This window comes from Leisingera sp. CC-HEC096 (assembly GCF_059429235.1).
In genome coordinates, this window is sequence record NZ_JCAIJS010000001.1 from 2620065 (window position 1) to 2643765 (window position 23701).

Here is a 23701-nt window from a genome sequence, read left to right on the forward strand (position 1 = left end):
TCTCAGGGAAATCTGGCGGCCGGTCAAATCAGGAATTTTGCGCGCATGGTTAAGGAAAATTGATGTGACAGGCTTCTTAGGCCCTGGCCGGGTCAGAAGAGCTGATCCGTCCTGCCTTACGCAAAACACTCCTTGGCACCGCGAGCGCACGAGGAACTTCCCATCCCCCGCGCCCCGCGCTATCCCTGTCCCCATGACCCATTTGAGTGCGCTTTACCGGCAGAAGATCGACGCGGGCGAATTGAAGCCCGACCCGGCCCAGGAAGCCGTGCTTCCCCATTTCGACCGCATCGCAGAAGGATTAAAGGCGCCGCCTGTGAAACGCGGCTTCTTCCGCAAGGCGGAATACCAGACGGTCAAGGGGCTCTACCTTTGGGGCGGCGTGGGCCGCGGCAAGTCGATGCTGATGGACCTGTTTGTCGACAGCCTGGACGGCATCCCCTCGCGGCGGGTGCATTTCCACGCCTTCATGCAGGAAATCCACACCCAGATGCACGAGGCCCGCCAGAACGGGGTCGAGGACGCGCTGGCGCCGGTGGCCAAGGACGTGGCGGACTCGGTGCGGCTCCTGGCCTTTGACGAGATGCAGATCACCGACATCACCGACGCGATGATTGTTGGACGTTTGTTCGAGGCGCTGTTCGCCGCCGGCGTCACCGTGATCACCACCTCCAACCGGGTGCCGGACGACCTTTATAAAAACGGGCTGAACCGGCAGCTGTTCCTGCCCTTCATCGACCTGATCAAGGCGCAGATGGAAGTTCATGAGATGGTCAGCGCCACTGATTACCGCCAGGACCGGCTGACCGGCGCGCAGGTCTATTTCGCGCCCGTCGACGCTGAAGCCCGCGCCCAGATCCGCGCGATCTGGGAGGATTTGTCGGGCGGCCCGGCACAGCCGCTGACGCTGGAGGTGAAAGGCCGCGAGGTTACCCTGCCCGCCTTCCGCAACGGGGTGGCGCGGGCCACTTTCTATGACCTCTGCGGCAAGATGCTGGGGCCGGGCGACTATCTGGCCATCGCCGAGGAAGTGAAGGTTCTGGTGATGGAGGACATCCCCCGCCTCAGCCGCAACAACTTCAACGAGGCCAAACGTTTCGTCACCCTGATCGACGCCCTCTATGAGGCGCGGGTGCGGCTGATCTGCTCCGCCGCGGCGCAGCCCGAAATGCTCTATGTCGAGGGTGAGGGCACTTTTGAGTTCGAACGCACCGCCTCCCGCTTGCGCGAGATGCAGGACAAGGACTGGGGCACCGCCGCGCCATGATCGTCCGCGACACGCCCAGCCGCTGGGAGATCTTCCTGATCCTGAACGGGTCCGTGGTGCCGCAGATCCTGCCCAACATCATCGGCGCCGCGCTCTGGGCGCTCTTGGTGCTTGTGCTGGACCGCTACGTCGTGGCGATGCCGGAAATCTCGATCGGCGCGATGGGAGTGTTCGGCCTGTCGCTGTCGCTGTTCCTCAGCTTCCGCAACAACGCCGCCTATGAGCGCTGGTGGGAGGCGCGGCGGATCTGGGGCCGCATGGTCTCCGACGTGCGCAGCCTGGCGCAGGAGCTGCGGATATTCGCCGGGAAAGGCCCCGATGAGGATTACATCCTGACCCGCATCCTGGCTTTCCACCACCTGCACCGCGCCCAGCTGCGCGGCGATGAGGTGGCAGAGACCGTCCGCCACTGGGCCGGGCCGGAAGCGGCGGAGGCGCTGCTCAAGAACACCAATGCCCCGAATGCCGCCCTGCAGGACATCGCCACCCGGCTGCGCGAGATGGCAGAGGACGGCCGCATTGACGGTTTCGGCCAGCGCGCCCTGGCTGAAAGGCTGGCCGCTTTCCCGGCCGCTCAGGCCGGCAATGAGCGGCTGCTGACCACGCCCCTGCCGTTCGTCTATTCCCTGCTGGTCTGGCGCACGACCTATCTCTACTGCCTGCTCTTGCCCTTTGCCCTGCTGGACAGCGCCGGCTGGTTCGAGCCGCTGGTGGCGGCGGTGGCGGCCTATGTCTTCTTCGGCCTGGCCCAGGTGACGCATGAGCTGGAGCACCCGTTCCGCAAACAGGCCAACTCCGTCCCGCTGAGCGCCATGTGCCGGGTGATGGAAATCTCGGTCTGCAACGCCCTGGGCCGCGAGGTGCCGCCCCGGCTGGAGCCTTTGAACTACGTCCTGGATTGAAGGCAGAGCGGGTCAGGGGGCGCTGCCCCCTCGGCCTCACGGCCTCACCCCCGGAGTACTTCCGGAAAGATGAAAAGCGGCCGCGCCGCGCCAGCGGCGCCTGGCCCAACGGGATGAGATCGTCAGATCGAAGCCGGGCGGGAGAGCCTCCCCGCCGCCGCAAATCTCAGCCGTTTTCGCGCAGGATATGGCCTGCCAGGTACAGCGAGCCGCAAATCAGCACCCGCGCCTGCGGGTCCTTGGCGATGATCGCCTGCAGCGCCGCCATGGTGCTCTCCGCGGTGCCCGCGGCGATGCCCACGGATTTCGCTGCGGCTTCGGTTTCCTCGGCACTCAGCGTGTTCACCTCATCCGGGATCGAAATGGCGGTCAGGCTTGCAACATGCGGTGCCAGCGGGGCCATGTAGCCGCTCACGTCCTTGGTGTTCAGCATGCCGCAGATGAGGTGCGTGGGGCGTTCGGGCAGTTTCGCCAGAACATCCGCCAGCGCCACGCCGGCCGCGGCGTTGTGGCCGCCGTCCAGCCACAGCTCGGCCTCCGGTGCGGCCTCCACCAGCGGGCCGGTTTTCAGCTTCTGCATCCGCGCAGGCCATTCGGCATTCAGCATCGCGGCTTCGCAAGCCGCCTCATCCGCCCCCAGATGGCGCAGCGCCGCCAGCGCCGCGCCGGCGTTCTGGATCTGATGCGCGCCCAGCAGGGCCGGCAGCGGCAGGTCCAGCAGGCCGTTTTCGTCCTGGAACACCAGCCGCCCCCGCTCCTCGTAGACATGCCAGTGCTGGCCATAGGCGATCAGCGGCGCGCCAAGACGGGCGGCGGTGGCCTCGATCACCTTCATCGCCTCCTCGGGCTGCGGGCCGACCACAACCGGCACGCCGCGCTTGATGATCCCCGCCTTCTCCGCAGCGATCTTGGCCAGCGTGTTGCCCAGGAACTGCTCGTGGTCGATGGAGATGGGTGTGATGACCGACAGCTCCGGCGTAATCACATTGGTGGCGTCCAGACGCCCGCCCAGACCGACCTCCAGCAGGGTGTAATCCGCAGGCGTGCGCGAAAACGCCAGCAGCCCCGCCACCGTGGTGATCTCGAAATAGGTGATGTTCCCGCCATTGTTCGCTGCATAGCACTCGTCCAGCACTTCGGTCAGATGCGGCTCGGAGATCAGCTCCCCCGCCAGCCGGATCCGCTCATGGAACCGTGCCAGATGCGGCGAGGTATAGGCGTGGACGGATTTTCCCATGCCCTCAAGACCCGCCCGGATCATCGCCTGGGTCGAGCCCTTGCCATTGGTACCCGCCAGGTGGATCACCGGCGGCAGTTTTTCTTGCGGGTTGTCCAGCGCTTCCAGCAGCCGCCAGACCCGGTCCAGCGTCAGGTCGATGATCTTTGGGTGCAGCGCCATCATGCGGGCGAGGATCGCGTCGGAGGTCTGGGTCATCAGCCTGGTCCTGTCAGGTCGGAGTGTCTTAGGTCGCAAAGAACAGCGCCCGCCCTTGAAGGGACGGGCGCTGACCGGCCTTATAGGCCATGCGTATCTGTTTAAACCGGATTACTCGGCAGCTTCTTCGCTGGGAGCGCCATCGGCCGGCGCATTTGCGGCCTGGGGAGTCTCTTCCTTCTCCGGCACCGGCAGATCGCCCACCACCTGCGGCGGCAGGTCCATCAGCATGCGGATGATGGTGATCAGCTCTTCGCGCATCTCGGTGCGCGGTGTCACCCGGTCCAGCATGCCGTGGTCCAGCAGGTACTCGGCGCGCTGGAAGCCATCGGGCAGCTTCTCGCGGATGGTCTGCTCGATCACCCGGGGACCGGCAAAGCAGATCAGCGCGTTGGGTTCGGCGATATGCACATCGCCCAGCATCGCATAAGACGCCGTAACACCGCCGGTGGTCGGATGGGTCAGCACCACGATATAGGGCAGCCCCGCCTCTTTCAGCATCTCCACCGCAACGGTGGTGCGCGGCATCTGCATCAGCGACAGAATGCCTTCCTGCATCCGCGCGCCGCCAGCGGCCGAGAACAGCACCAGCGGGCGGCCCAGCTTCACCGCTTCCTCGGCCGCGGCGATGATGGCGTTGCCCACATACATGCCCATCGAGCCGCCCATGTAGGAGAAGTCCTGCGCAGCAGCGATAATGGGCGTACGGCCGATCTCGCCCGCGGCCACCAGCATCGCGTCTTTCTCGCCGGTCTTCTTCTGCGCCGCCTTGATCCGCTCGGGATATTTCTTCTGATCCTTGAACTTCAGCGGGTCGGTCAGCGGCTCCGGCACCGCGACCTCGGTGAAGACACCGCCGTCAAACAGCGCGGTGAACCGGTCGCGCGGCGTGATGTTCATATGATGGCCGCAGCTGGTGCAGACGTTCTGATTGTCGCTCAGCTCGCGGTGAAACAGCATGGTGCCGCATTCATCGCATTTCTGCCAAAGGTTCTCGGGCACTTCGCGGCGCGAAAAGATCGAGTTGATCTTGGGCCGGACGTAGTTGGTGATCCAGTTCATATTGCTTGCCTCTCCGGGGGCGCGGTTTGCCCCCCAGATAAGGCGCATTTGCCGCAATTGCAATCAGCGGCGTATGGCAAGCCGCGCTGTCAGCCAGCTCACCAGCATCAGCGCAAAGTCGACGGCCATCCACGGACGCAGGTTGCCGGTGTCGGCCATATCAAAGGGGATCAGGTACAGCGCCAGCCCGTTGAGGCTGGTGGGCGAGGCAAACAGCAACAGCGCGGCGGCGTTGTTGAAAAAGTGCACCGCCATCGCAGGACCCAGGGTGCCGGCCCGCGCCGTCAGGTCCGCCATCAAGAGCCCGAACAGCCCGGCCCAGGCGGTGATCAGCAGCGCGTTTTCCCCGGCATCAACCGGCAGGTAATGGCCCAGCGCGAACAGCGCCGAGGGCACCAGCAGCCAGACCGCGGGGCTGCGGAAGCGTGCTGCCAGCGCCTGCTGGATATAACCGCGGAACAGGATCTCTTCCGAGCCGGTCTGCACCAGCACCGCGGCAACCGAGAAGGGCAGGATGCCCAGCCAGGTCCAGAACGGCAGATTCGGGGTCATCGGCGGCCCCATGCTGTAGGGCGGCAGGGCCATCAGCACTGCACTCAGCCCCAGCAGAAACAGGCTGACGCGGCCGAACTGCCAGACCAAGGGCCGCAAATGCCCGGTCACGGTGGCAAAGCTGCGCTGGTGAAACAGCCGGGCGGCCATCGCCACCCCCAGCGACAGGAAGGCAAAACTGCCCAAGAGCACCAGCATCGCACCCGGGTTGCTGCCATCGGCCAGCCCCTGCAGCCAGGCCCCGGGAAACAGCTCCGCGACGGTCACCTGCAGCGCTGCTGTCATCGCAAAGCTGACCGCCGCCACCAGCACCAGCCCCAGCAGCAGACGCCACAGCTGCGGCTGCGCCCGGGCAAACCGCACCATGGCCTCATGCGCCCTGTAGCCCTGCCTGTGCCGCATGGATGCTCCCTTCCGGCCAACCGCCAAATGCCGCCAACGTTATGCATTGCTGCAACGCCATGGCAAGGCATCGGCACCGCGGGGCTGTTCGCTCTTGCCCGGCGGCGGGCCTGACCGCTATGGAATTGGCAAAAAACAACACCGGCAGGGGCAGCAGTGACCAAAATAACCAGCGGAAAACCCGCGTCTTTTCCGCCCGCCGGCGGAAAGGCGCCCACCCTTGCGCCATTGGCCAAGGCGGCTGCGGCGGTGCTGACCGGCGCGTTTCTGACCGCTTGCTCCTCTGCCCCCCAAAGCCTCTCCTTTGCGGCCCGTGACGCCGGCCCGTCCCCCCTGCAAGGGGGCCAGATAATGTCCTTTGCCAACGGCGAGGTGCTGCTGGCCGCGCCGGAAAGCTATTGTTTCGACCAGCGCAGCAGCGCCGCGGACGGTAGCGGCGGCTTTGCCCTGATCGCCCATTGCAGCCGCCTGGAGGGGCGCGGCTGGTTCGGCGCCCGCAAGGCGGCGGTGCTGACCGCCTCTATCGGCCCGGCCAAACAGGACGCGCTGGCACCGCAGGCCACGGACATCGCCGCCATGTTCCCCGGCGCCCGGCTGCTGGAAAGCCGCGAGGATCAGCTGCTGCCGCTGGTACGCCTGGAGTTTCCCGAAGCCGTGGCCAAAGGCGCCAGCCCGGTGCACTGGCGCGGCGCCTTTGTGCTCGACCGCCACCTGGTCGCGCTGGCGCTTTATGCGCCCGACGGCAGCCGCGCCCTGGGCAGCCACGGTGCGGCCCTGCTGAACGAGGTGACCCACCGCACGCTGGAAGCCTCCACCCTGCCGGAGCTGGAGGAGGCGCAGGCCGCACCCCCCCCGGCAGCCGCCGCAGCGCTGCGGCCCCAGCCGCGGCCTGCGGGCCCGGCGGCAGACGGCGGCGCTCCCGAAGCCCGCAAAAAACGCGGGCTGCGCCAGCGGATTGCCGGTTTATTTCATTAGCCGCGCTCGGTTACACTGCCGCCAGCCCCCGCGGCCAGCCGCGCCGGGGCCGGACAGGCCAGCAAGACCTCAACTAGGCAAGAGAGAGCACGATGGGCAGGATCATGGACCGGCTGATGCACCTGCGCAGCCTGCGCCGCTGGCGCGCCGCGGCAGAGGAATCCTCCCGCGCGCCCTTGTCCGAACTGCGCCGCCAGCGCAACCACGCCCGCCAGCTGCGCACCCATCTGGACCGGCTGATCCACACCGCCGACGGCCGCCTGGCGCTGCCGCAGGTCGGCTCTTCCTTCTTTCCCCGCCCGCACGGCACCGACTGGTCCTGGCGCCCGGAGATGTGGCGCGGCCCCTTGCCGGAGCGCGGGTTGTCCTCAGTCCCGGCCAAGGCCCGGCTGGGGGATGAGGTGCAGCTGTTTCACGACTGCGCCTTCTCGGAACTCACCCTGCGCCAGCTGCGCAATACCCGCGAGGAGGATCTCGCCCCCTTCGGCCTACGCATGGATGTCTTCAAATTCGACGGCTCCTTCCTGTCGCTGGTGGTCGACCTGCCGCCCGCCGCCGCAGAGGGGATGACCCGCCAGCATCTGTTGCGGGTGGACAGCATCATCGAATCGGAAAAGCCGATCGAGATCTTCGCCCGGCTCAACATCCAGCACGGACCCAACACCGAGCAGATCGTGCGCGAGCTGCCGATGGAGGAAAAGAACATCGTGGTGGAATTCGACCTGGCCTATTCCCGGCTGAACGAGAAGCGGATCGAGAAGATCTGGCTCGACCTGATTTTCGAGGCGCCCGACATGAACCAGGTGGTCCTGCGCGACCTGACATTCTCGCGCCACCGCCGCGCAGCGATCTGAGGAACCCTGCCCCATGAGCACCCGGACATGAGCACCCTGACACTGACCAAAATCCGCTTCCGCAATGGCGTATGGGAGGGCCAGATCGGCAACGCCCCCGCCAGCGGCGCCAAGCCAGACATCACCGTGATGTTCCAGGATCAGCCGGTTCAGGGCGTCCAGCTGACCGAGGGCCAAAGGGGCGGTGAATGGACCATCTCGGTGCCCATCCCGGCAGAGGCCGTGGCTGACGGGGTGCAGACCTTTGTGATCTTCGACGCTGCCGGCAGCACCCGCCTGGGCGATTTCACCCTGATTGCGGGCGAAGCCGTCTCCGACGACCTGCGTGCCGAAGTCGAACTGCTGCGCGCCGAGCTGGACATGCTCAAGCGCGCGTTCCGCCGCCACTGCCTTGAGACTATGTAAGGCCGCTTACTCCAGCGACTGGTAATGCTCGGCCAGAACCTGCATCAGCCTGGCGTGCGGGATCGGCCCGTAGCTGGCCCGCGCCACACCGGCCTGCCGCGCGGTTTCCAGCGTGATGCCGCGCATCATCGTATTGACCGGCAGCGGGCTCGCCTCGCAGACCCGGGCCACCAGATCGGGATCGCTCAACCCCGGGACAAAAAACCCGTTGGCGCCCGCTTCGGCATAGGCCTCGCCGCGCTCCAGCGCCTCCGACAGCAGCGCGCCGTGCTTGGAGGCATCCTTTTCCTTCAGGAACAGATCGGTGCGCGCATTGACGAACATATCCGCATGGGCCGCCCGCACCGCGGTCACCCGGCGGGCCTGCTCAATGATCCCGTACAGCTCCGCGGTGCCGACAACCTGATCCTCGAAGTTCAGCCCTACCGCGCCGGTTTCGGCCAGGCGTGTGACGTTGACGGTCAGCTGCTCCGGCTCGCTGGCATAGCCACCCTCGAAATCAATCGTCACCGGCAGGTCCGTGGCCGCAATGATCCGCTCCGCGTTGCCCAGCACGTACTCCAGCGGGATCTGTTCCCCGTCCGGGAACCCCTGCGCCGCCGCCACCGGGTAACTGCCGGTCGCCAGCGCCTTCGCCCCTGCCCCGGCAACCGCCTTGGCGCTGCCCGCGTCCCAGATGTTGTAAAGCACCACCGGGTTGCCCGGCTGGTGCAGCGCCGCAAAAGCCGCGGCGCGCTCTGAATATGTCATGCTGAAATCCTCTGTTTATAGCCTGTTTCAATCTCGATCAGCCGCTGCTTGCGCCACAAGCCGCCGCCGTACCCCGTCAGCGATCCATCCGCCGACAGCACCCGGTGGCAGGGTACCACCAGCGCCAATTGGTTGGCGCCATTGGCCCGCGCCACCGCCCGGGTCGCCGAGGCCCGCCCCAGCTCCCGCGCGATCTGCGAATAGCTGCGGGTCTCGCCCGCCGGGATAGTCAGCAGATAGCGCCAGACCTCGCGCTCGAACCCGGTGCCATGCAGCGACAGCGGGGTCCGGAAATCCGCGCCTTCGCCCGCAAAGAACCGGCGCAGCTCCTCTGCGATCTGTTCCGTCGGTGCCGGACGGCCAAAGCCCAGGCGGCCGGGCTGCGCCTTCTGCAGCTTGGCCACCTCGCGCGGCAGCGCCTTGCGGTCGGCAAATTCCAGCAAGTGCAGATGATGCCGGCAGCTGATCGCAATCATCGCCCCCAGCGGCGTGTCGATCCAGTCGGCCAGCAGCAGCGCATCCTTGCGGAAGGCCCCCGGCGCAATCCCCACCAGTTTCGCGAATGCCGCGCGAAAAGCGCTGGCGCTTTCAAACCCCGCATCAATCTGCGCCGCGATCACCGGCTCCCCCGCCTTCAGCGCGGTGAACCCCTCGCGCAGGCGGCGCTGGCGCGCCATCTCCAGGAACGTCATGCCGAAATGCCGCTTGAACGCGCGCCGCACGGTCGAGGGATCCAGCCCCAGCCGCACCAGATCGCCCTCGCCCCAGCGGTAGGCGGGGCGTTCTTCCAGCCGCGCCAGCAGGTCCTGCACCACCGGGTCATCGCCGGCCGCCGCCGCCAGGGGCTTGCAGCGCTTGCAGGCGCGGAACCCCGCCTCGATGCAGTCGCCGGGGGTGGCATGGAACCGGCAGTTCTCAAACTTGGGCTTGCGCGCCGGGCAGGTCAGCCGGCAGAAAATGCCGGTGGAGGTCACGCCGACATAGGCGCGGCCCTCATAGGCGGCGTCACGGTCTAGCAGCGCTTGGTAAAGCGTGCGGGAATCAGGAAGGTCGAACAACATGAGCGGAGCATAGACCAGCCTGCCCGCTCAGTACGCCGGATATCGGGCGTTTATTTTCGCGATGACGCAAGGGCGTGGGCGAAGCAGCCTCAAAAGAAAACGCAGACTTCTTGTTTTCGGTTTCCCGTTTTCCACAGAGGGCTGCGCACCTTCATCCGGGCAAGGCGTTGCGCCCCCGGCGCACGCCTGCTTCACCCGATCCTCACGCTGCTATGCCACACTCCCGGCTGATCGCGATCACCCGCCATGGCCCCGCGCAAGGGCTATGATACGAGACGCAGGCATCTGTGCGGCTGCCTGCGCAACACCCGGAGACCGGCCCTGATAAAAAGGGGGTCGCTCAGGAAATCCTGTCCGAGCAGGCCCCGCGGGGTCTGTCCAACTCCACCCGGCGGCGCCGCCCCCTTAACTGGGACACAGCGCGAAACGGCACGAAACAACAGACCCCGCCCGCCAAGGCGGCAACAGCAGACATGAAAAAAGGCCGCCCAACCGGACGGCCCCTTTGTGCTGCGTGTTTGCGGCGGGCTCAGTTCGGGCCCAGCGCCACCAGCCCCTTCAGAATGTCGATGGCATAGGCCAGCTGGTAATCCTCCTCGCGCAGCTCGGCGGCTTTCTCGGCCTTCTCGCGCTCTTCCTCGATCTGGCGGATTTCATCCTCGCTCAAGGAGTCGTTGTTCAGGCTGCCGCGCAGGTCGGCTTCCGAACGGGAGCGGCGGGCGGGGCTGTCCTCCTCCTCGGCCGCGGCCGTGCGGCGGGGCTGTTCCACCACGATATCAGGCGACACGCCCAGCGCCTGGATCGAGCGGCCCGACGGCGTGTAATAACGCGCGGTGGTCAGGCGCATGGCGCCATCGCCCTTCAGCGGCATCACCGTCTGGACCGACCCCTTGCCAAAGGACTTGGTGCCCACGACAATTGCGCGGCGGTGATCCTGCAGCGCGCCGGCCACAATTTCCGAGGCCGAGGCCGAGCCGCCGTTGATCAGCACCACAATCGGCTTGCCGTCCGCCAGATCGCCCGGGGTGGCGTTAAAGCGTTCGCCGTCTTCCGGGTTGCGGCCGCGGGTAGAGACGATCTCACCGGACTCCAGGAAGCTGTCGGCCACCTTGATCGCCTGGGTCAAGAGGCCCCCCGGGTTGTTGCGCAGGTCCAGCACGATGCCGTTGACGCTCTCCATGCCGCCGGCTTCCTCGATCTGTTTCTTGAGGTTTTCCTCGAGGTTCGGCGTGGTCTGGTCGTTAAAGGTGGTGATCCGCATCACCACGGTGTCGCCTTCGGTGCGGGCCCGCACCGCGGTCAGCTTGATGGTGTCGCGGATGATCGACACATCGAACGGTTCCGCCTCGCCCTCGCGCACCACGGTGATCACGATCTCAGAGCCGACCGGCCCGCGCATCAGGTTGACCGCCTCATCCAGCGACAGGCCCAGCACGCTTTCGCCGTCCACATGGGTGATGAAATCGCCGGCTTCCATGCCGGCCTCATCCGCCGGGGTGCCGTCGATGGGGGAGACGACTTTGACAAAGCCCTCTTCCTGGGTGACTTCGATGCCCAGGCCGCCGAACTCGCCGCGCGTCTGCACCCGCATCCGGCTGGCATCATCAGGCGACAGGTAGCTGGAATGAGGATCCAGCGAGGTCAGCATTCCGCCGATCGCCGCTTCGATCAGCTCCTTCTCGTCGACCTCCTCGACATATTGCGCGCGGATGCGCTCGAAGATGTCGCCGAACAGGTCCAGCTGCTCATAGACATTGGCCTCGCGCGTGCCTTCCTGCGCCAGCAAGGGGCCTGCAACATAGGTCGTGGCGACAATCCCTGCCAGCGTGCCGCCAACGGCGGCCATCGCAAATTTTTTCATCAAGCCTTCATCCACCTTTTCCAGTGCGGAACCATGTTTCCGGGTCCACCGGGCTGTTGTCCATTCTCACTTCTATATAGAGCGTTTCTGTCCGGTCAGTTCCACCCCCTTCACCGCTTGTTGACAGAATTGCGTCCGGCCCGGGGGCTTCACCGCTCATCAGGCCGACAGGCGTGCCTTCCGGGATCACCTGCCCCGCCTCGCCATAAACTTCGGCCAGGCCGGAGAGGACAAACAGAGTTTCGGGCTGCGGCTCCAGAATCACCACGTTGCCCAGATCCAAGAGCGGCCCGCGGTAGCGGATGGTGGCGGCTGTGGGCGCGGTGACCAGCGCCCGCGGGCGGGTTGCAACCAGCAGGCCCGGGCGGGCAATGCCCGCCGCATCGCGCTCGCCATAGCCGCGCAGCACCAGCCCTTCGACCGGCAGCGCCAGGGTGCCGCGCAGATCGCTGATGTCAGCGCTGGACTCGGCGATTTCGCCGCCAGCGATCTCGGCCAGCCCGTCGGCAAAGCCCGACAGCGTCTCAGTGGAGGAGATCAGGATCGCGGTGCGCACCGGATCGGCGGTGAACCGCTTGGGCAGCGTGGTGCGGTCGGCAATCGCGGTCGACAGCTGCACCCGCGCGGACTGCACGCCCGCCAGCCCCTCCTCCAGCGTCCTGGCCGCGTTCTGCTGCAACAGCCGCAACGACTGCACCTCGTCCAGATCCGTCTTCAATGACTGCGCCTTGGCATGCAGCGCCGGGGTCACCTCGGCCAGCATCATCGCCGAGCGCGCAGCGCCCAACGGACCCGAGGGGTGAACCATCAGCACCGGCGGCGGCGAGGTCTCAATCGTCTGGATGATGCCCAAAAGGCCCGAGACCTCCTCCTGCCGCGCCGCCAGCTGGGCGCTCAGCTGCGCCTCGCGCCGCGCCACCCGGCGCAACCCGTCGCGCATCGCGGCCAGCCCGGCTTCAAACGCCTGCACGGTGCCGGTCAGCGCCTTCACCCGGTCGCGGGAACTGTCGGCCTCCTGCAACTGGACCGAGGCGGCCTCCAGCTGCGCCGCGGCCTCGCGCGCGGCGGCTGCCGGATCCGCCGCCGCCGGCAGCGGTGCGGCCAGCAGCGCCAGCAGCATCAGGCCCGCCCGCCGGATCATGACAGCAGGCTCTCCCCGGTCATTTCCGCGGGCTTCTCCAGCCCCATCAGCTCCAGGATCGTCGGCGCCAGATCGGCCAGCCGTCCATCCCGCAGCTGAGCGCCCTCGGGCCCGCCCACCAGCGCCACCGGCACCAGGTTCAGCGTATGGGCGGTGTGGGCGCCGCCGGTCTCGGGGTCGATCATCACCTCGCAGTTGCCGTGGTCGGCGGTGACGATCATCGCGCCGCCCGCCTTCTCCAGCGCTTCCACCACCTGCGCCAGACCGCGGTCCACCGCCTCGCAGGCCAGCATCGCCGCCTTGATGTCACCGGTGTGGCCGACCATGTCGGGGTTGGCATAGTTGGTGACAATGAGGTCATAGCCCGCCTCGATCGCCTCTACGAATTTCTCCGTCACCTCCGGTGCGCTCATCTCCGGCTGCAGGTCATAGGTCGCCACATTGGGCGACTTCGGCATGAACCGGTCCTCGCCCTCCTCCGGTTCTTCCTTGCCGCCGTTGAGGAAGAAGGTCACATGCGGGTATTTCTCGGTCTCGGCCAGGCGGAACTGGCGCTTGCCCTGCTTGGCCACCCATTCGCCCAGCGTGTTGACGATGGCCGCCTTGGGGTAGCAGGTGGTCATGTAATCGTTGTGGCCATCGGAATATTCAACCATGCCCAAGAGGCCCGCCAGCTGGGGACGGTCGCCGGTGTCGAACTCGGCAAAGCCCGGCTCGCCGATGGCGCGCAGGATCTCCCGCGCCCGGTCGGCCCGGAAGTTCAGGCAGAAGAACCCGTCGCCGTCCTTCACGCCTTCATAGCCCTGGAGCACGGTGGCGCCGATGAACTCATCGGTTTCCGACTGGTTATAGGCATGGTCCACCGCGCCATGGGCTGTCTGCCCAGGCCGCCCCTTGGCGTGGATCATCGCATCATAGGCTTCGCTGACCCGGCCCCAGCGGTTGTCGCGGTCCATCGCGAAATAGCGCCCGGTCACGGTGGCAATCCGCGCGCCTTCGGGCAGCTTCTCTTCCAGTTCGCGGAAATAGCCAAACGCCGATTTCGGCGCCACGTCGCGGCCGTCGGTGATCGCATGCAGCCAGACCGGCACCCCGGCGTCCGTGATCGCTTTCACCGCCGCCAGGATATGATTGATATGCCCGTGCACCCCGCCATCGGAGACCAGCCCCATCAGATGCGCGGCGCCCCCAGTGCCCTTCAACTCCGCAGTAAACGCCTGCAGCGCCTCGTTTTCAAAGAAGCTGCCATCCTCGATCGCCAGGTCGATCTGGCCCAGGTCCATCGCCACCACCCGGCCCGCGCCGATATTGGTGTGCCCGACCTCAGAATTGCCCATCTGCCCGGTCGGCAAGCCGACATCCGGCCCGTGGGTGATCAGCTTCGCGCTCGGCCCTTTCTCCATGATCGCATCAAAGGTTGGGGTCTTGGCCAGATAAGGCGCGTTGGCCTTGCCCGGCTCGCCGCTGCCCCAGCCATCGAGAATGCACAGGACAACGGGTTTGGGTGCGGTCATGGGTCAGGCTCCGGGGCAAGGAAAGGTTCGCAAGCCTTCTAACGCCTCGCCGCCCCGGGGTGAACCGCCATTCCTGCCGCAGTTGGCGTTATCAGGCGCAAGATCAGGCGCAGACCCGCCCTGCGCCTTTCATCTTTCCCCAAATACTCAATCCCCCGGCCCGCCTTCCGCACCGCCGCCCATGTTCTGCGGCGTCAGCAGATGCCGGATCAGCGCCACCGGATGCGCCCGCAAGCTCAGCCGCATGGCGACGTAATCCTCCACCACCTCCTCGCCCAGCCCCATCTGCGGCAGGTTTGCCTCCGGCTCATAAATCGCCTCGCCGTCCAGTTCGCGGGCAAACAGCGGCAGCGGCTTGCGGGCGGAGATCGCCTTGGCCGCCCATAAGGCTTCCCGCCGGTTCAGCCCCAGGGAGGCAAAAGCGTCCGCCTCCGCCAGCCGCTCGATCACCGGCGGCGCCAGCCCTGCCTTGCGCCAGACGTCCTCCACCTCATGATAACCGTTGCCGCGGGCGGCAGTCAGCCAGGCGGCGTCCTCATCCCGCAGGCCCTTGATCTGCCGGAACCCCAGCCGCAGCGCCAGGCCGCCGTGGCCGTCGGGCTCCATCACGTTGTCCCAATAGGAATTGTTGATGCAGACCGGGCGCACCTCCACCCCATGCGCACGGGCGTCGCGGACAATCTGGGCGGGCGCGTAGAACCCCATCGGCTGGGCGTTCAGCAGCGCGCAGGCAAAGATCCCCGGATGGTGGCACTTGATCCAGGCCGAGGCATAGACCAGCAGCGCGAAACTCGCCGCATGGCTTTCCGGGAAACCGTATGAGCCGAACCCCTCGATCTGGGAGAAACAGCGTTCGGAGAACTCGGCGTCATAGCCGTTCTTCGCCATGCCGCGCAGGAACAGGCTGCGGAATTCGCTGACGTTGCCGTGTTTCTTGAAGGTCGCCAGGGACCGCCGCAGCCGGTCGGCCTGCTCCGGCGTGAAACCGGCGCCGACGATGGCGATCTGCATCGCCTGCTCCTGGAATAGCGGCACGCCCAGGGTCTTGCCCAAGACCTCGCCCAGCGCATCCGACGGGAAATGCACCGGCTCCTCGCCGTTCCTGCGGCGGATATAGGGGTGCACCATGTCGCCCTGGATCGGGCCGGGGCGGACGATGGCGACCTCGATCACCAGGTCATAGAAACAGCGCGGCCGCATCCGCGGCAGAAAGTTCATCTGCGCCCGGCTTTCGACCTGGAAGACGCCGATACTGTCGGCCCGGCACAGCATGTTGTAGACCGCCGGATCCTCCGGCGGCAGGGTGGCGAGGCTGTAATCCAGCTGGTGGTGCTGCCGCATCAGGTCGAACGCCTTGCGGATGCAGGTGAGCATGCCCAAGGACAGCACATCGACCTTGAGGATGCCGAGCGTGTCGATGTCATCCTTGTCCCAGCAGATGACCGTGCGGCCCTCCATGGTGGCGTTCTCAATGGGGACCAGCTCATCCAGCCTTCCTTGGGTGATGATGAAACCGCCCACATGCTGGGACAGGTGGCGCGGAAAGCCGATGATCTGCTCCACCAGCTGCATCGTCAGCTGCAGGCGGCGGCTGTTCGGGTCGAGGCCAATCTCGCGCATCCGCTCGGCCTCCACCCCCTTGGTGCTGAAAAAGCCCCAAAGCTGCGAGGACAGTGCCGAGATGGTGTCTTCCGTCAGCCCCATGGCGCGGCCGACCTCGCGGATGGCGCGTTTGCCGCGGTAGTGGATCACCGTGGCGCAGAGCCCTGCGCGGTGGCGGCCGTAGCGTTCATAAATCCACTGGATCACCTCCTCGCGCCGCTCATGCTCGAAATCGACGTCGATGTCGGGCGGCTCGTCGCGGGCTTCACTGACGAAGCGCTCGAACACCATGGTGCCCAGCTCCGGGCTGACGGAGGTGACGCCGAGGCAGTAGCAGACCACCGAATTCGCCGCCGAGCCGCGGCCCTGGCACAGGATCCCGCGGGAGCGGGCAAAGGCGACGATGTCGCGCACCGTCAGGAAATAGGGGTCGTATTTCAGCTTGGCGATCAGGGCGAGTTCATGCTCCAGCAGCGCGCGCACCTTTTCCGGCGCGCCGCCGGGGTAGCGCCAGCGCAGGCCTTCCTCGGCCAGACGTCTGAGGCGCTGCGGGGGCGTTTCCGCGTCGCTGCCTTCATCCGGGTAGTCATAGCGCAGCTCATCCAGCGAGAAGCTGAGCTGGTCCGCCAGCCGGGCGGCATTGTCCACCGCGTCTTCATACCCGCGGAACAGGCGGCGCATCTCGGCCTCGGACCGCAAGCGCTGCTCGCCATTGGCCATGGCGGCGCGGCCCAGGGCTTCGACCTTGCAGCGCAGGCGGATGGCAGTCAGCACGTCGCCCAGGCGGCGGCGGCTGCCGTGGTGCATCTTTGGCGCGGCGCTGGCGAGCGGCGGCAGGTTGAGATGTTCCGCCAGCTCCGCCAGCGCGGCAAAGCGGGCCCGGTCGCCGCCGTCATAGGCCGGCGTCATCAGCAGGTGCATCCGCCCGGCAAAGCGGCGCGTCAGCGCGTCCATATGCGGCCCCCATCCGCCCGCGCCGCAGGGCGGATGTCCCGCCTGCGGCAGCAAGAGCAGGTGGAGCCCGTCTGCAAACTCCAAGAGGTCGGAGAGGTGGAGCGTGCAGCTGCCCTTCTCTGCCCTGAGCCGCCCGGTGGAGATCAGCCGCGTCAGGCTGCCCCAGCCGGTACGGTTCACAGGCAGGGCAATCACTTCTGGCGCGTCGGTGAAGACCAGCCGCGCCGCCGGGATCAGCCGCACGGTTTCATAGACCGGGAAAGAGGCGGGCTGCGGAATTTCTGCGGGGCGCGGCGGGCCGATCGGGGTGTTTCGGCGGTCCCAGGCCTGCCGCTCCTGCACCCGGCGGGCGATGTCGCGGCACTCCGCATGGGCGCGCACGATGCCCGCCACCGAGTTCTCATCCGCAATGGCCAGCGCCGCAATCCCCAGCTCCAGCGCACGGGCCGCGTACTCCTCCGGGTGGGAGGCCCCGGTGAGGAAGGTGAAGTTGGAGAGGCAGGCGAATTCGGCAAACATGAGTCGCATGATATTCCCGTTTTGTTCTCATGTGGAGTCGAACCCGGCGGACCTGCCGCGACGTGCCCCAGCGCCGCGCGCCAGCGCGGCGCCCGGCCCAACCGCCGCAGGGCATTTTCAATGCCCGCCCGGCGGGCGGGAGCGCCCCCGGCGGTCTGCCGGATGCGCAGGATCCGGGTCGATTGCGGCGGGGCGGTTCAGGCAGGGTGTTGTCAGCAAAGGAGAAACCCCATGACCAGAATCACCGCCCTGCCCACAGATATTGTCCGCGCGCTGCAGGATGGCGGGCCGGACGCCCATGGCCAGATGCCGGAGCGTACGGTGTCCGACGGCGGCGCCAACCCCTGCCGCCATTGCCTGCAATACATTCCCGCGGGCGCAGAGATGCTGATCCTGGCCCATCGCCCCTTTCCTGAGGCGCAGCCCTATGCCGAGACCGGGCCGGTCTTTCTGTGTGCGGATCACTGCAAGCGGCATGAGGGCGAGCAGGTGCCGGAGGTTCTGGAAGGCTCCCCTGATTACCTGATCAAGGGCTACAGCGCGGATCACCGGATCGTCTATGGCACTGGCATCGTGATCCCGCAGGCGGAGATGATGGCACAGGCCGGAAAGATCCTGGAGGATGGGCGGGTGGAGTACATCCATATCCGGTCGTCGCGCAATAATTGCTATCAGGCGCGGATTGACCGCGGGTGAAAACGTGATGCTGGCCTCAAAAAGTTGAGGGCAGCGCCCGTCCCGGCGGGGTGGAAGCGAAGCGCCCGCGTCGTGCTGGAAGCGCGCCTCCGGCATGACGGGGGGCGGGACGGGCGCTGCCCGGCCTATCGGCCGGACGTAACAGATATTGATTCCGTAAAACGGACCTATTCGTCAGGCGGATTTCGTCAGCGACAGGAAGACATCCTCCAAGTCCGCCTCTTCCGTCTTCACATCGCGGATGCTGATCCCGGCGGCGCGGACCGCGGCCAGAACCTCTTCGGCACTGGTCGTGCGGCTGCGGTAGCGCAGCACCACGGCGCCGTCTTCGCGCAGGCTGGCCTCGATCCCCTCGCCCTGCGGCAGCGCCGCGGCAGGCTCTGCCGGCTGCACCACCATCGTCTTGGCATCGAGCCGCCCCAAGAGGCTCGCCTTGCTGTCGCGTGCAACCACCTCGCCCTGGTTGATGATGGCGATCTCGTCGCACATCTCCTCAGCCTCCTCCAGGTAGTGGGTGGTGAGGATGATGGTCATGCCCTGCGCGTTCAGCTTGCGGATGTTCTCCCACAGCATCTGGCGCAGCTCGATGTCGACGCCCGCGGTCGGCTCGTCCAGCACCAGCACCGAGGGGCGGTGAACCAGCGCCTTGCCCAGAAGCAGACGCCGCCGCATACCGCCCGACAGGGTGCGGGCATAGGCCTCTGCCTTGTCCTCCAGCCCGATCATGCGCAGGATTTCGTCGCTGTGGCGCTCGTTCTTGGGCACGCCGTAAAGCCCTGCCTGCACCTCCAGCGCGCCGCGCGGGGTGAAGAAGGGGTCGAGGTTCAGCTCCTGCGGCATGACGCCGATGGCGGCGCGGCTCTGGCGCGGGTTTTCGTCCTGGTCGAAGCCCCAGATCGTCACCTTGCCGGAGGTCTTGCGCACCAGCCCGGCGAGGATGTTGATCATCGTCGATTTGCCCGCACCATTCGGACCCAGGAGGCCAAAGACCGAGCCGCGCGGCACCGTCAGGTCAACGCCCTTCAGCGCGTGTTTCTCCGGCTGGCCCTTGTAGCCGCCGTAGATTTTGCGCAAAGCCTCGATACGGATTGCATCGCTTGTCATTGCCGCTCTTGCCCCCGGTTTTTGCTTGGCTCATAAATGCGCCTAGCCGAAAACCGAAAGGACTGCCAGCCATGAGCATCGAAGCGCCGGAAACCAAGATCGTGGACAGCCGCAAGGTGGCCTGTGACGGCAGCGAGGGCGCGTTGGGGCATCCGCGGGTTTATCTGCTGATCCCCGAGGACGAGAATTTCGTGGAATGCCCCTATTGCGACTGCAAATACGTCTACCGGGACGCGGCCAAGGCGGCGGAGTGATCCGGGCGGCGTGAGGCCGTTCGGGCGGAGGCCGGGTCCCGGAAAATTCGAATTTTCCGGCCAAATTTCTTTGAAGAAATTTGCCAGCGCCCGGTAATCTGCCGCTGGATGAAACAGGCGGGCGGCAGCGATGGCACAGCTCTTGATCGTGTACCACTCACGCACCGGCGGCAGCCGCCGGATGGCGGAGGCCGCAGCAGCGGCGGCACGGGATGAGATCGGGACCGTCCTGAAACGGGCTGAAGACACCGGGCCGGAGGATCTGCTGGCAGCGGATGGCTATATCTTCTGCGCGCCGGAGAACCTGGCGGCGCTGTCCGGAATGATGAAAGAGTTTTTCGACCGCTGCTATTACCCGGTATTGGGACGCATTGAGGGACGGCCTTATGCGCAGATGGTCTGCGCCGGGTCGGACGGCGAGAACGCAGCCCGCCAGACCGCCCGCATTGCCACCGGCTGGCGGCTGAAGGAAGTTCAGCCGCCGCTGATCCTTTGCACCCATGCGCAGACGCCCGAAGCGATCCTGGCGGAGAAGGTGATCCCCGAAGACGAGCTGGAAGCCTGCCGCGAGCTGGGGATGGCCTTGGGGGCGGGCCTCAGCATGGGTGTGTTCTAGGCCCCTGCCCCGCGGCGGGCGGTGCGGCGGTCAGAGCTCGACGCGCACCTCGTGCATCCACAGTTTCGGCGGTCGCGACAGCATGAAGACCACCACATCGGCCAGGTCCTCCGGCTCGGTGAAAATGTGGTTGGGGACGTCTTCGCCTGCCTTGGCGAACATGCCGGTATTGGTGCCGCTCTGATACAGGCCCGCGACGCGCACGCCGGTCTCTGCCTCATCAACCTTCAACACATCGGTAAAGCCGCGCACGCCGTATTTGGTGGCGGTGTAGACCGACTGGCCCGCCTGGGCCACGACACCGGATTTGGAGGCAACATTGAGGATGGCGGCCTCCTCCCGGTCGCGCAGTGCGGGCAGCAGGCGGCGGGTCAGCTGCATCAGGCCGGTCAGGTTGGTCTGCACCGTGGCCATCAGCATCTCCTCCGAAATGCTGTCCAGCGGGCCGGCCTTGTGCCAGATGCCCGCATTGTTGATCAGGATATCCACGCTGCCGAAGTCCTGGAGGATGGCCTGGGCCGCGGCAGCAATCGCCGCTGGATCGGTCATGTCCGCCCCGTAGCTGCGCGCCTCGGGAGCGCCGAGGCTGCGGGCCTCCTCTGCCACCTGTGCCAGACGGTCCTGGTTGCGGCCCAGAATTGCCAGCTTGCAGCCCTCGGCGGCCAGTTTCAGGCAGATATGCTTGCCGATGCCATCGCTGCCGCCCGTGACAATGACCGTTTTTCCGTTGAGCTGCATGGGGTTCCGTCCTGATGTGTGGTGAAGGAAGGCCAGAGGTCTATCACAGCAGGGCGGCTGCCGGAACCCGCCGCCCTTCTGAGGCAGCAAAGGACCGCCGCTGCCGGTTCCTGCCGCCGGCGGCAAACGGCAATTGCCCTTCCCTGCCGGATCACCGATAACCGGGAAACAGAACACGAACGGATTTCCAACAGGAGCGCGACGGGCCATGAGCGGGACAACATTCGGCAAGGGCTGCCATCTGCATCTGATCGACGGCTCGGCCTTCATCTTCCGCGCCTATCACGCGCTGCCGCCCTTGACGCGGAAATCCGACGGGCTGCCGATCGGTGCGGTGGCCGGTTTCTGCAACATGCTGTTCAAGCAGGTGGAGGACAACAAGGGCCCGGATGCGCCGACCCATGTGGCGGTGATCTTTGACCATTCCGGCACGTCGTTCCGCAATGAGATGTACGATCTCTACAAGGCCAACCGCCCGCCCGCGCCCGAGGACCTGGTGCCGCAGTTCCCGCTGACCCGCGAGGCGACCAAGGCCTTCAACATCGCCTGCAAGGAGGTTGAAGGGTTTGAGGCCGATGACATCATCGCCACGCTGGCGCATCAGGCGCGAGATGCGGGCGGGCGGGTCACCATCATCTCGTCGGACAAGGACCTGATGCAGCTGGTCGGCGGCGGCGTCGAGATGCTGGATGCGATGAAGAACAAGCGCATCGACAGTGACGGCGTGGTGGAGAAATTCGGCGTTGGCCCCGACCGGGTGGTGGATGTGCAAGCGCTGGCCGGTGACAGTGTCGATAACGTGCCGGGCGCGCCGGGGATCGGGATCAAGACCGCCGCGCTCCTCATCAATGAATTCGGCTCGCTGGAAGAACTCCTGGACCGCGCCGAGGAGATCAAGCAGCCCAAGCGCCGTCAGACGCTGATTGAAAAGCGCGATCAGATCGAGCTGTCGAAGAAGCTGGTGCAGCTAGACTGCGGTATGGAGCTGGACTTCACCCTGGATGATCTGGAGGTGATGGAGCCGGACGCGGACACCCTGATGAGCTTCCTGACCGAAATGGAGTTCCGCACCCTGTCCAAGCGCATGGCCGACCGGCTGGGGGTTGAGGCGCCGGCAATCCCGGACGCGCCCGCCGCGGCGCCGGTTTCCGCGGCAGCAGAAGCGCCGGAAGCGGTGCCGTTTGACAAGGAAAAATACGAATGCGTCCGCGATGCGGCGGCGTTGCAGGTCTGGGTGGACCGCATCCGCCAGCGCGGCTGGGTGGCGGTGGATACCGAGACCACGGGCCTGGATGAAATGGTGGTGGACCTGGTCGGCATCTCGCTGTGTGTCGAGGCGGGCGAGGCTTGCTATATCCCGCTGGCGCACAAGGCCGGGGGCGATGACCTGTTCGGCGGCGAGGGGCTGTCCGAGGGGCAGATGCCGCTGGACGAGGCCGTGGCGCTGCTGAAACCGGTTCTGGAAGATCAGGCGATCCTCAAGATCGGCCAGAACATGAAATACGACGCCAAGATCTTCCACCGCTACGGGGTGGATGTGGCGCCGATCGACGACACCATGCTGATGTCTTATGCGCTGCACGCGGGCCTGCACGGGCACGGGATGGATACGCTGTCGGAACGCTACCTCGACCACACGCCGATCCCGATCAAGCCGCTGCTGGGGTCCGGAAAATCGGCGATCACTTTTGACAAGGTGGCGATTGACGACGCGGTTCCGTATGCCGCCGAGGACGCCGATATCACGTTGCGCCTGTGGCAGCTGTTCAAGCCGCAGCTGCATCAGGAGAGGGTGACAACGGTCTATGAAACTCTGGAACGGCCGCTGGTGCCGGTGCTGGCGGATATGGAGCGCAACGGCGTCAAGGTGGACCGCGATACGCTGAGCCGCATGTCCAATGCCTTTGCCCAGAAGATGGCAGCGCTGGAAGCGGAGATCCATGAGCTGGCGGGCGAGAGTTTCAATGTCGGCTCCCCCAAGCAACTGGGCGAGATCCTGTTCGACAAGATGGCGCTCCCGGGCGGCAAGAAGGGCAAGACCGGCGCCTATGCCACCGGTGCCGATATCCTGGAAGATCTGGCGACCGAGCATGACCTGCCCGCGCGGGTGCTGGACTGGCGGCAGCTCAGCAAGCTGAAATCGACCTACACCGATGCGCTGCAGGACCATATCAATGCCGACACAGGCCGGGTGCATACATCCTATGCCCAGACCGGGGCGAGCACGGGCCGCATGGCCTCGACCGATCCGAACCTGCAGAACATCCCGGTCCGCACAGAGGAAGGCCGCCGCATCCGCGAGGCGTTTGTGGCGGAAGAGGGCAACGTGCTCTTGTCGCTCGACTACAGCCAGATTGAACTGCGCATCCTCGCCCACATGGCCGGGATCGACACGCTGAAGCAGGCCTTTGCCGAGGGCCAGGACATCCACGCGCTGACCGCGTCGGAGATGTTCGAGGTGCCGCTGGAGGAGATGACGCCGGAGATCCGCCGCCAGGCGAAGGCGATCAACTTTGGTGTGATCTACGGCATCTCGGGCTTTGGCCTGGCGCGCAACCTGCGCATTCCGCGCAAGGATGCGCAGGGCTTCATCGACCGCTATTTCGAGCGCTTCCCGGGCATCCGCAAGTACATGGACAGTACGGTGGAGTTCGCCAAGGAGCATGGCTACGTGCAGACCCTGTTCGGGCGCAAGATCCACACCGCGGAGATCAACGCCAAGGGGCCGAAGGCGGGCTTTGCCAAACGCGCGGCGATCAACGCGCCGATCCAGGGGACAGCCGCCGACGTGATCCGCCGGGCGATGATCCGGATGCCGGAGGCGATTGCCCATCTGCCCGCGCGGATGCTGCTGCAGGTGCACGACGAACTGCTGTTCGAGGTGCCGGAAACGGCGGTCGAGGACACCATCGCCGCCGCGCGCCAGGTGATGGAGAACGCCGCCGATCCGGCGGTGCATCTGGACGTGAAACTGGTGGTGGATGCAGGCCGCGGCCAGAATTGGGCCGAAGCACACTAAGAGCTGCCCAACGAGGCC

Annotated in this window: 20 protein-coding genes; 9 read left to right on the plus strand and 11 right to left on the minus strand. The window is 66.1% G+C overall.

Annotation, left to right across the window (positions count from 1 at the left end):
* Window positions 1-193: 193 nt before the first annotated feature.
* Together zapE and AC5STI_RS12630 are read left to right on the plus strand one after the other, a co-directional pair.
* The gene (zapE, locus tag AC5STI_RS12625) at window positions 194-1267 is read left to right on the plus strand and encodes a cell division protein ZapE (RefSeq protein WP_495446905.1); all 1074 of its coding nucleotides are present in this window, start codon (window positions 194-196) and stop codon (window positions 1265-1267) included.
* A complete protein-coding gene (locus AC5STI_RS12630; protein WP_495446906.1) occupies window positions 1264-2169 on the plus strand; it encodes a bestrophin family protein in 906 nt (301 codons plus the stop codon). The genes zapE and AC5STI_RS12630 overlap by 4 nt, the downstream gene beginning before the upstream one ends.
* Window positions 2170-2335: 166 nt before the next feature.
* On the opposite strand, the gene AC5STI_RS12635 is transcribed toward AC5STI_RS12630, so the two are convergent.
* The 3 genes from AC5STI_RS12635 to AC5STI_RS12645 form a co-directional block, all read right to left on the minus strand.
* Window positions 2336-3604: a bifunctional folylpolyglutamate synthase/dihydrofolate synthase gene (locus AC5STI_RS12635; protein WP_495446907.1), complete on the minus strand. Its 1269-nt coding sequence runs from the start codon at window positions 3602-3604 to the stop codon at window positions 2336-2338.
* Window positions 3605-3715: 111 nt separating this feature from the next.
* Window positions 3716-4666 carry an acetyl-CoA carboxylase, carboxyltransferase subunit beta gene (gene accD / locus AC5STI_RS12640; RefSeq protein WP_475048024.1) on the minus strand — a complete coding sequence of 317 codons (951 nt, stop codon included), beginning with the start codon at window positions 4664-4666 and terminating at the stop codon, window positions 3716-3718.
* 63 nt (window positions 4667-4729) lie between these two features.
* Entirely contained in the window at window positions 4730-5620 is an 891-nt protein-coding gene (locus AC5STI_RS12645; protein ID WP_490397694.1) for a CPBP family intramembrane glutamic endopeptidase, read from the minus strand.
* A gap of 351 nt (window positions 5621-5971) precedes the next feature.
* Between AC5STI_RS12645 and AC5STI_RS12650 the strand changes: the two genes are divergently transcribed.
* The 3 genes from AC5STI_RS12650 (at window position 5972) to AC5STI_RS12660 (ending at window position 7854) form a co-directional block, all read left to right on the plus strand.
* A complete protein-coding gene (locus AC5STI_RS12650; RefSeq protein ID WP_495446908.1) occupies window positions 5972-6595 on the plus strand; it encodes a hypothetical protein in 624 nt (207 codons plus the stop codon).
* 92 nt (window positions 6596-6687) lie between these two features.
* The gene (locus AC5STI_RS12655) at window positions 6688-7449 is read left to right on the plus strand and encodes a DUF6478 family protein (RefSeq protein ID WP_495446909.1); all 762 of its coding nucleotides are present in this window, start codon (window positions 6688-6690) and stop codon (window positions 7447-7449) included.
* Between the two features lie 27 nt (window positions 7450-7476).
* Window positions 7477-7854: a hypothetical protein gene (locus tag AC5STI_RS12660; RefSeq protein WP_495446910.1), complete on the plus strand. Its 378-nt coding sequence runs from the start codon at window positions 7477-7479 to the stop codon at window positions 7852-7854.
* Between the two features lie 6 nt (window positions 7855-7860).
* Here AC5STI_RS12660 and AC5STI_RS12665 read toward each other — a convergent pair whose 3' ends face one another.
* From AC5STI_RS12665 to AC5STI_RS12690, 6 genes are all read right to left on the minus strand, one after another.
* A complete protein-coding gene (locus AC5STI_RS12665) occupies window positions 7861-8604 on the minus strand; it encodes an isocitrate lyase/PEP mutase family protein (protein ID WP_495446911.1) in 744 nt (247 codons plus the stop codon).
* Complete coding sequence (locus AC5STI_RS12670; RefSeq protein WP_495446912.1) at window positions 8601-9665, minus strand: bifunctional transcriptional activator/DNA repair enzyme AdaA; 1065 nt, start codon at window positions 9663-9665, stop codon at window positions 8601-8603. Before AC5STI_RS12670 ends, AC5STI_RS12665 begins: the two co-directional genes overlap by 4 nt.
* Window positions 9666-10194: 529 nt before the next feature.
* On the minus strand, window positions 10195-11526 hold the full coding sequence (locus AC5STI_RS12675; protein WP_490397699.1) for a S41 family peptidase: 1332 nt from the start codon (window positions 11524-11526) through the stop codon (window positions 10195-10197).
* 7 nt (window positions 11527-11533) lie between these two features.
* Window positions 11534-12667, minus strand: a complete 1134-nt coding sequence (locus tag AC5STI_RS12680; protein ID WP_490397700.1) for a murein hydrolase activator EnvC family protein — start codon at window positions 12665-12667, stop codon at window positions 11534-11536.
* A complete protein-coding gene (gene gpmI / locus AC5STI_RS12685; protein WP_495446913.1) occupies window positions 12664-14181 on the minus strand; it encodes a 2,3-bisphosphoglycerate-independent phosphoglycerate mutase in 1518 nt (505 codons plus the stop codon). Before gpmI ends, AC5STI_RS12680 begins: the two co-directional genes overlap by 4 nt.
* A gap of 147 nt (window positions 14182-14328) precedes the next feature.
* Window positions 14329-17256 carry an error-prone DNA polymerase gene (locus AC5STI_RS12690; protein WP_495447764.1) on the minus strand — a complete coding sequence of 976 codons (2928 nt, stop codon included), beginning with the start codon at window positions 17254-17256 and terminating at the stop codon, window positions 14329-14331.
* A 231-nt stretch (window positions 17257-17487) separates the two neighbouring features.
* Here AC5STI_RS12690 and AC5STI_RS12695 point away from each other — a divergent pair, with 231 nt between their 5' ends.
* Entirely contained in the window at window positions 17488-17952 is a 465-nt protein-coding gene (locus tag AC5STI_RS12695; protein ID WP_495446914.1) for a DUF1203 domain-containing protein, read from the plus strand.
* 174 nt (window positions 17953-18126) lie between these two features.
* Here AC5STI_RS12695 and AC5STI_RS12700 read toward each other — a convergent pair whose 3' ends face one another.
* Window positions 18127-19056 (minus strand): ABC transporter ATP-binding protein, encoded by a 930-nt coding sequence (locus AC5STI_RS12700; protein ID WP_495446915.1) that lies wholly within the window; start codon window positions 19054-19056, stop codon window positions 18127-18129.
* Between the two features lie 71 nt (window positions 19057-19127).
* Between AC5STI_RS12700 and AC5STI_RS12705 the strand changes: the two genes are divergently transcribed.
* A complete protein-coding gene (locus AC5STI_RS12705) occupies window positions 19128-19310 on the plus strand; it encodes a zinc-finger domain-containing protein (protein WP_027245389.1) in 183 nt (60 codons plus the stop codon).
* 130 nt (window positions 19311-19440) lie between these two features.
* Window positions 19441-19926, plus strand: a complete 486-nt coding sequence (locus AC5STI_RS12710; RefSeq protein ID WP_495446916.1) for a flavodoxin family protein — start codon at window positions 19441-19443, stop codon at window positions 19924-19926.
* A 30-nt stretch (window positions 19927-19956) separates the two neighbouring features.
* Here the strand turns inward: AC5STI_RS12710 and AC5STI_RS12715 are convergent, their stop codons facing one another.
* A complete protein-coding gene (locus tag AC5STI_RS12715; RefSeq protein ID WP_495446917.1) occupies window positions 19957-20664 on the minus strand; it encodes an SDR family NAD(P)-dependent oxidoreductase in 708 nt (235 codons plus the stop codon).
* Between the two features lie 208 nt (window positions 20665-20872).
* Between AC5STI_RS12715 and polA the strand changes: the two genes are divergently transcribed.
* A complete protein-coding gene (gene polA, locus AC5STI_RS12720) occupies window positions 20873-23683 on the plus strand; it encodes a DNA polymerase I (protein ID WP_495446918.1) in 2811 nt (936 codons plus the stop codon).
* Window positions 23684-23701: the final 18 nt, after the last annotated feature.

Excerpts from the sequence above, each read along its gene's own strand:
- zapE (WP_495446905.1), top strand. The coding sequence starts at position 194 with ATGACCCATTTGAGTGCGCTTTACCGGCAGAAGATCGACGCGGGCGAA.
- AC5STI_RS12630 (WP_495446906.1), top strand. The coding sequence starts at position 1,264 with ATGATCGTCCGCGACACGCCCAGCCGCTGGGAGATCTTCCTGATCCTG.
- AC5STI_RS12635 (WP_495446907.1), bottom strand. The coding sequence starts at position 3,604 with ATGACCCAGACCTCCGACGCGATCCTCGCCCGCATGATGGCGCTGCAC.
- accD (WP_475048024.1), bottom strand. The coding sequence starts at position 4,666 with ATGAACTGGATCACCAACTACGTCCGGCCCAAGATCAACTCGATCTTT.
- AC5STI_RS12645 (WP_490397694.1), bottom strand. The coding sequence starts at position 5,620 with ATGCGGCACAGGCAGGGCTACAGGGCGCATGAGGCCATGGTGCGGTTT.
- AC5STI_RS12650 (WP_495446908.1), top strand. The coding sequence starts at position 5,972 with ATGTCCTTTGCCAACGGCGAGGTGCTGCTGGCCGCGCCGGAAAGCTAT.
- AC5STI_RS12655 (WP_495446909.1), top strand. The coding sequence starts at position 6,688 with ATGGGCAGGATCATGGACCGGCTGATGCACCTGCGCAGCCTGCGCCGC.
- AC5STI_RS12660 (WP_495446910.1), top strand. The coding sequence starts at position 7,477 with ATGAGCACCCTGACACTGACCAAAATCCGCTTCCGCAATGGCGTATGG.
- AC5STI_RS12665 (WP_495446911.1), bottom strand. The coding sequence starts at position 8,604 with ATGACATATTCAGAGCGCGCCGCGGCTTTTGCGGCGCTGCACCAGCCG.
- AC5STI_RS12670 (WP_495446912.1), bottom strand. The coding sequence starts at position 9,665 with ATGTTGTTCGACCTTCCTGATTCCCGCACGCTTTACCAAGCGCTGCTA.
- AC5STI_RS12675 (WP_490397699.1), bottom strand. The coding sequence starts at position 11,526 with ATGAAAAAATTTGCGATGGCCGCCGTTGGCGGCACGCTGGCAGGGATT.
- AC5STI_RS12680 (WP_490397700.1), bottom strand. The coding sequence starts at position 12,667 with ATGATCCGGCGGGCGGGCCTGATGCTGCTGGCGCTGCTGGCCGCACCG.
- gpmI (WP_495446913.1), bottom strand. The coding sequence starts at position 14,181 with ATGACCGCACCCAAACCCGTTGTCCTGTGCATTCTCGATGGCTGGGGC.
- AC5STI_RS12690 (WP_495447764.1), bottom strand. The coding sequence starts at position 17,256 with ATGTTTGCCGAATTCGCCTGCCTCTCCAACTTCACCTTCCTCACCGGG.
- AC5STI_RS12695 (WP_495446914.1), top strand. The coding sequence starts at position 17,488 with ATGACCAGAATCACCGCCCTGCCCACAGATATTGTCCGCGCGCTGCAG.
- AC5STI_RS12700 (WP_495446915.1), bottom strand. The coding sequence starts at position 19,056 with ATGACAAGCGATGCAATCCGTATCGAGGCTTTGCGCAAAATCTACGGC.
- AC5STI_RS12705 (WP_027245389.1), top strand. The coding sequence starts at position 19,128 with ATGAGCATCGAAGCGCCGGAAACCAAGATCGTGGACAGCCGCAAGGTG.
- AC5STI_RS12710 (WP_495446916.1), top strand. The coding sequence starts at position 19,441 with ATGGCACAGCTCTTGATCGTGTACCACTCACGCACCGGCGGCAGCCGC.
- AC5STI_RS12715 (WP_495446917.1), bottom strand. The coding sequence starts at position 20,664 with ATGCAGCTCAACGGAAAAACGGTCATTGTCACGGGCGGCAGCGATGGC.
- polA (WP_495446918.1), top strand. The coding sequence starts at position 20,873 with ATGAGCGGGACAACATTCGGCAAGGGCTGCCATCTGCATCTGATCGAC.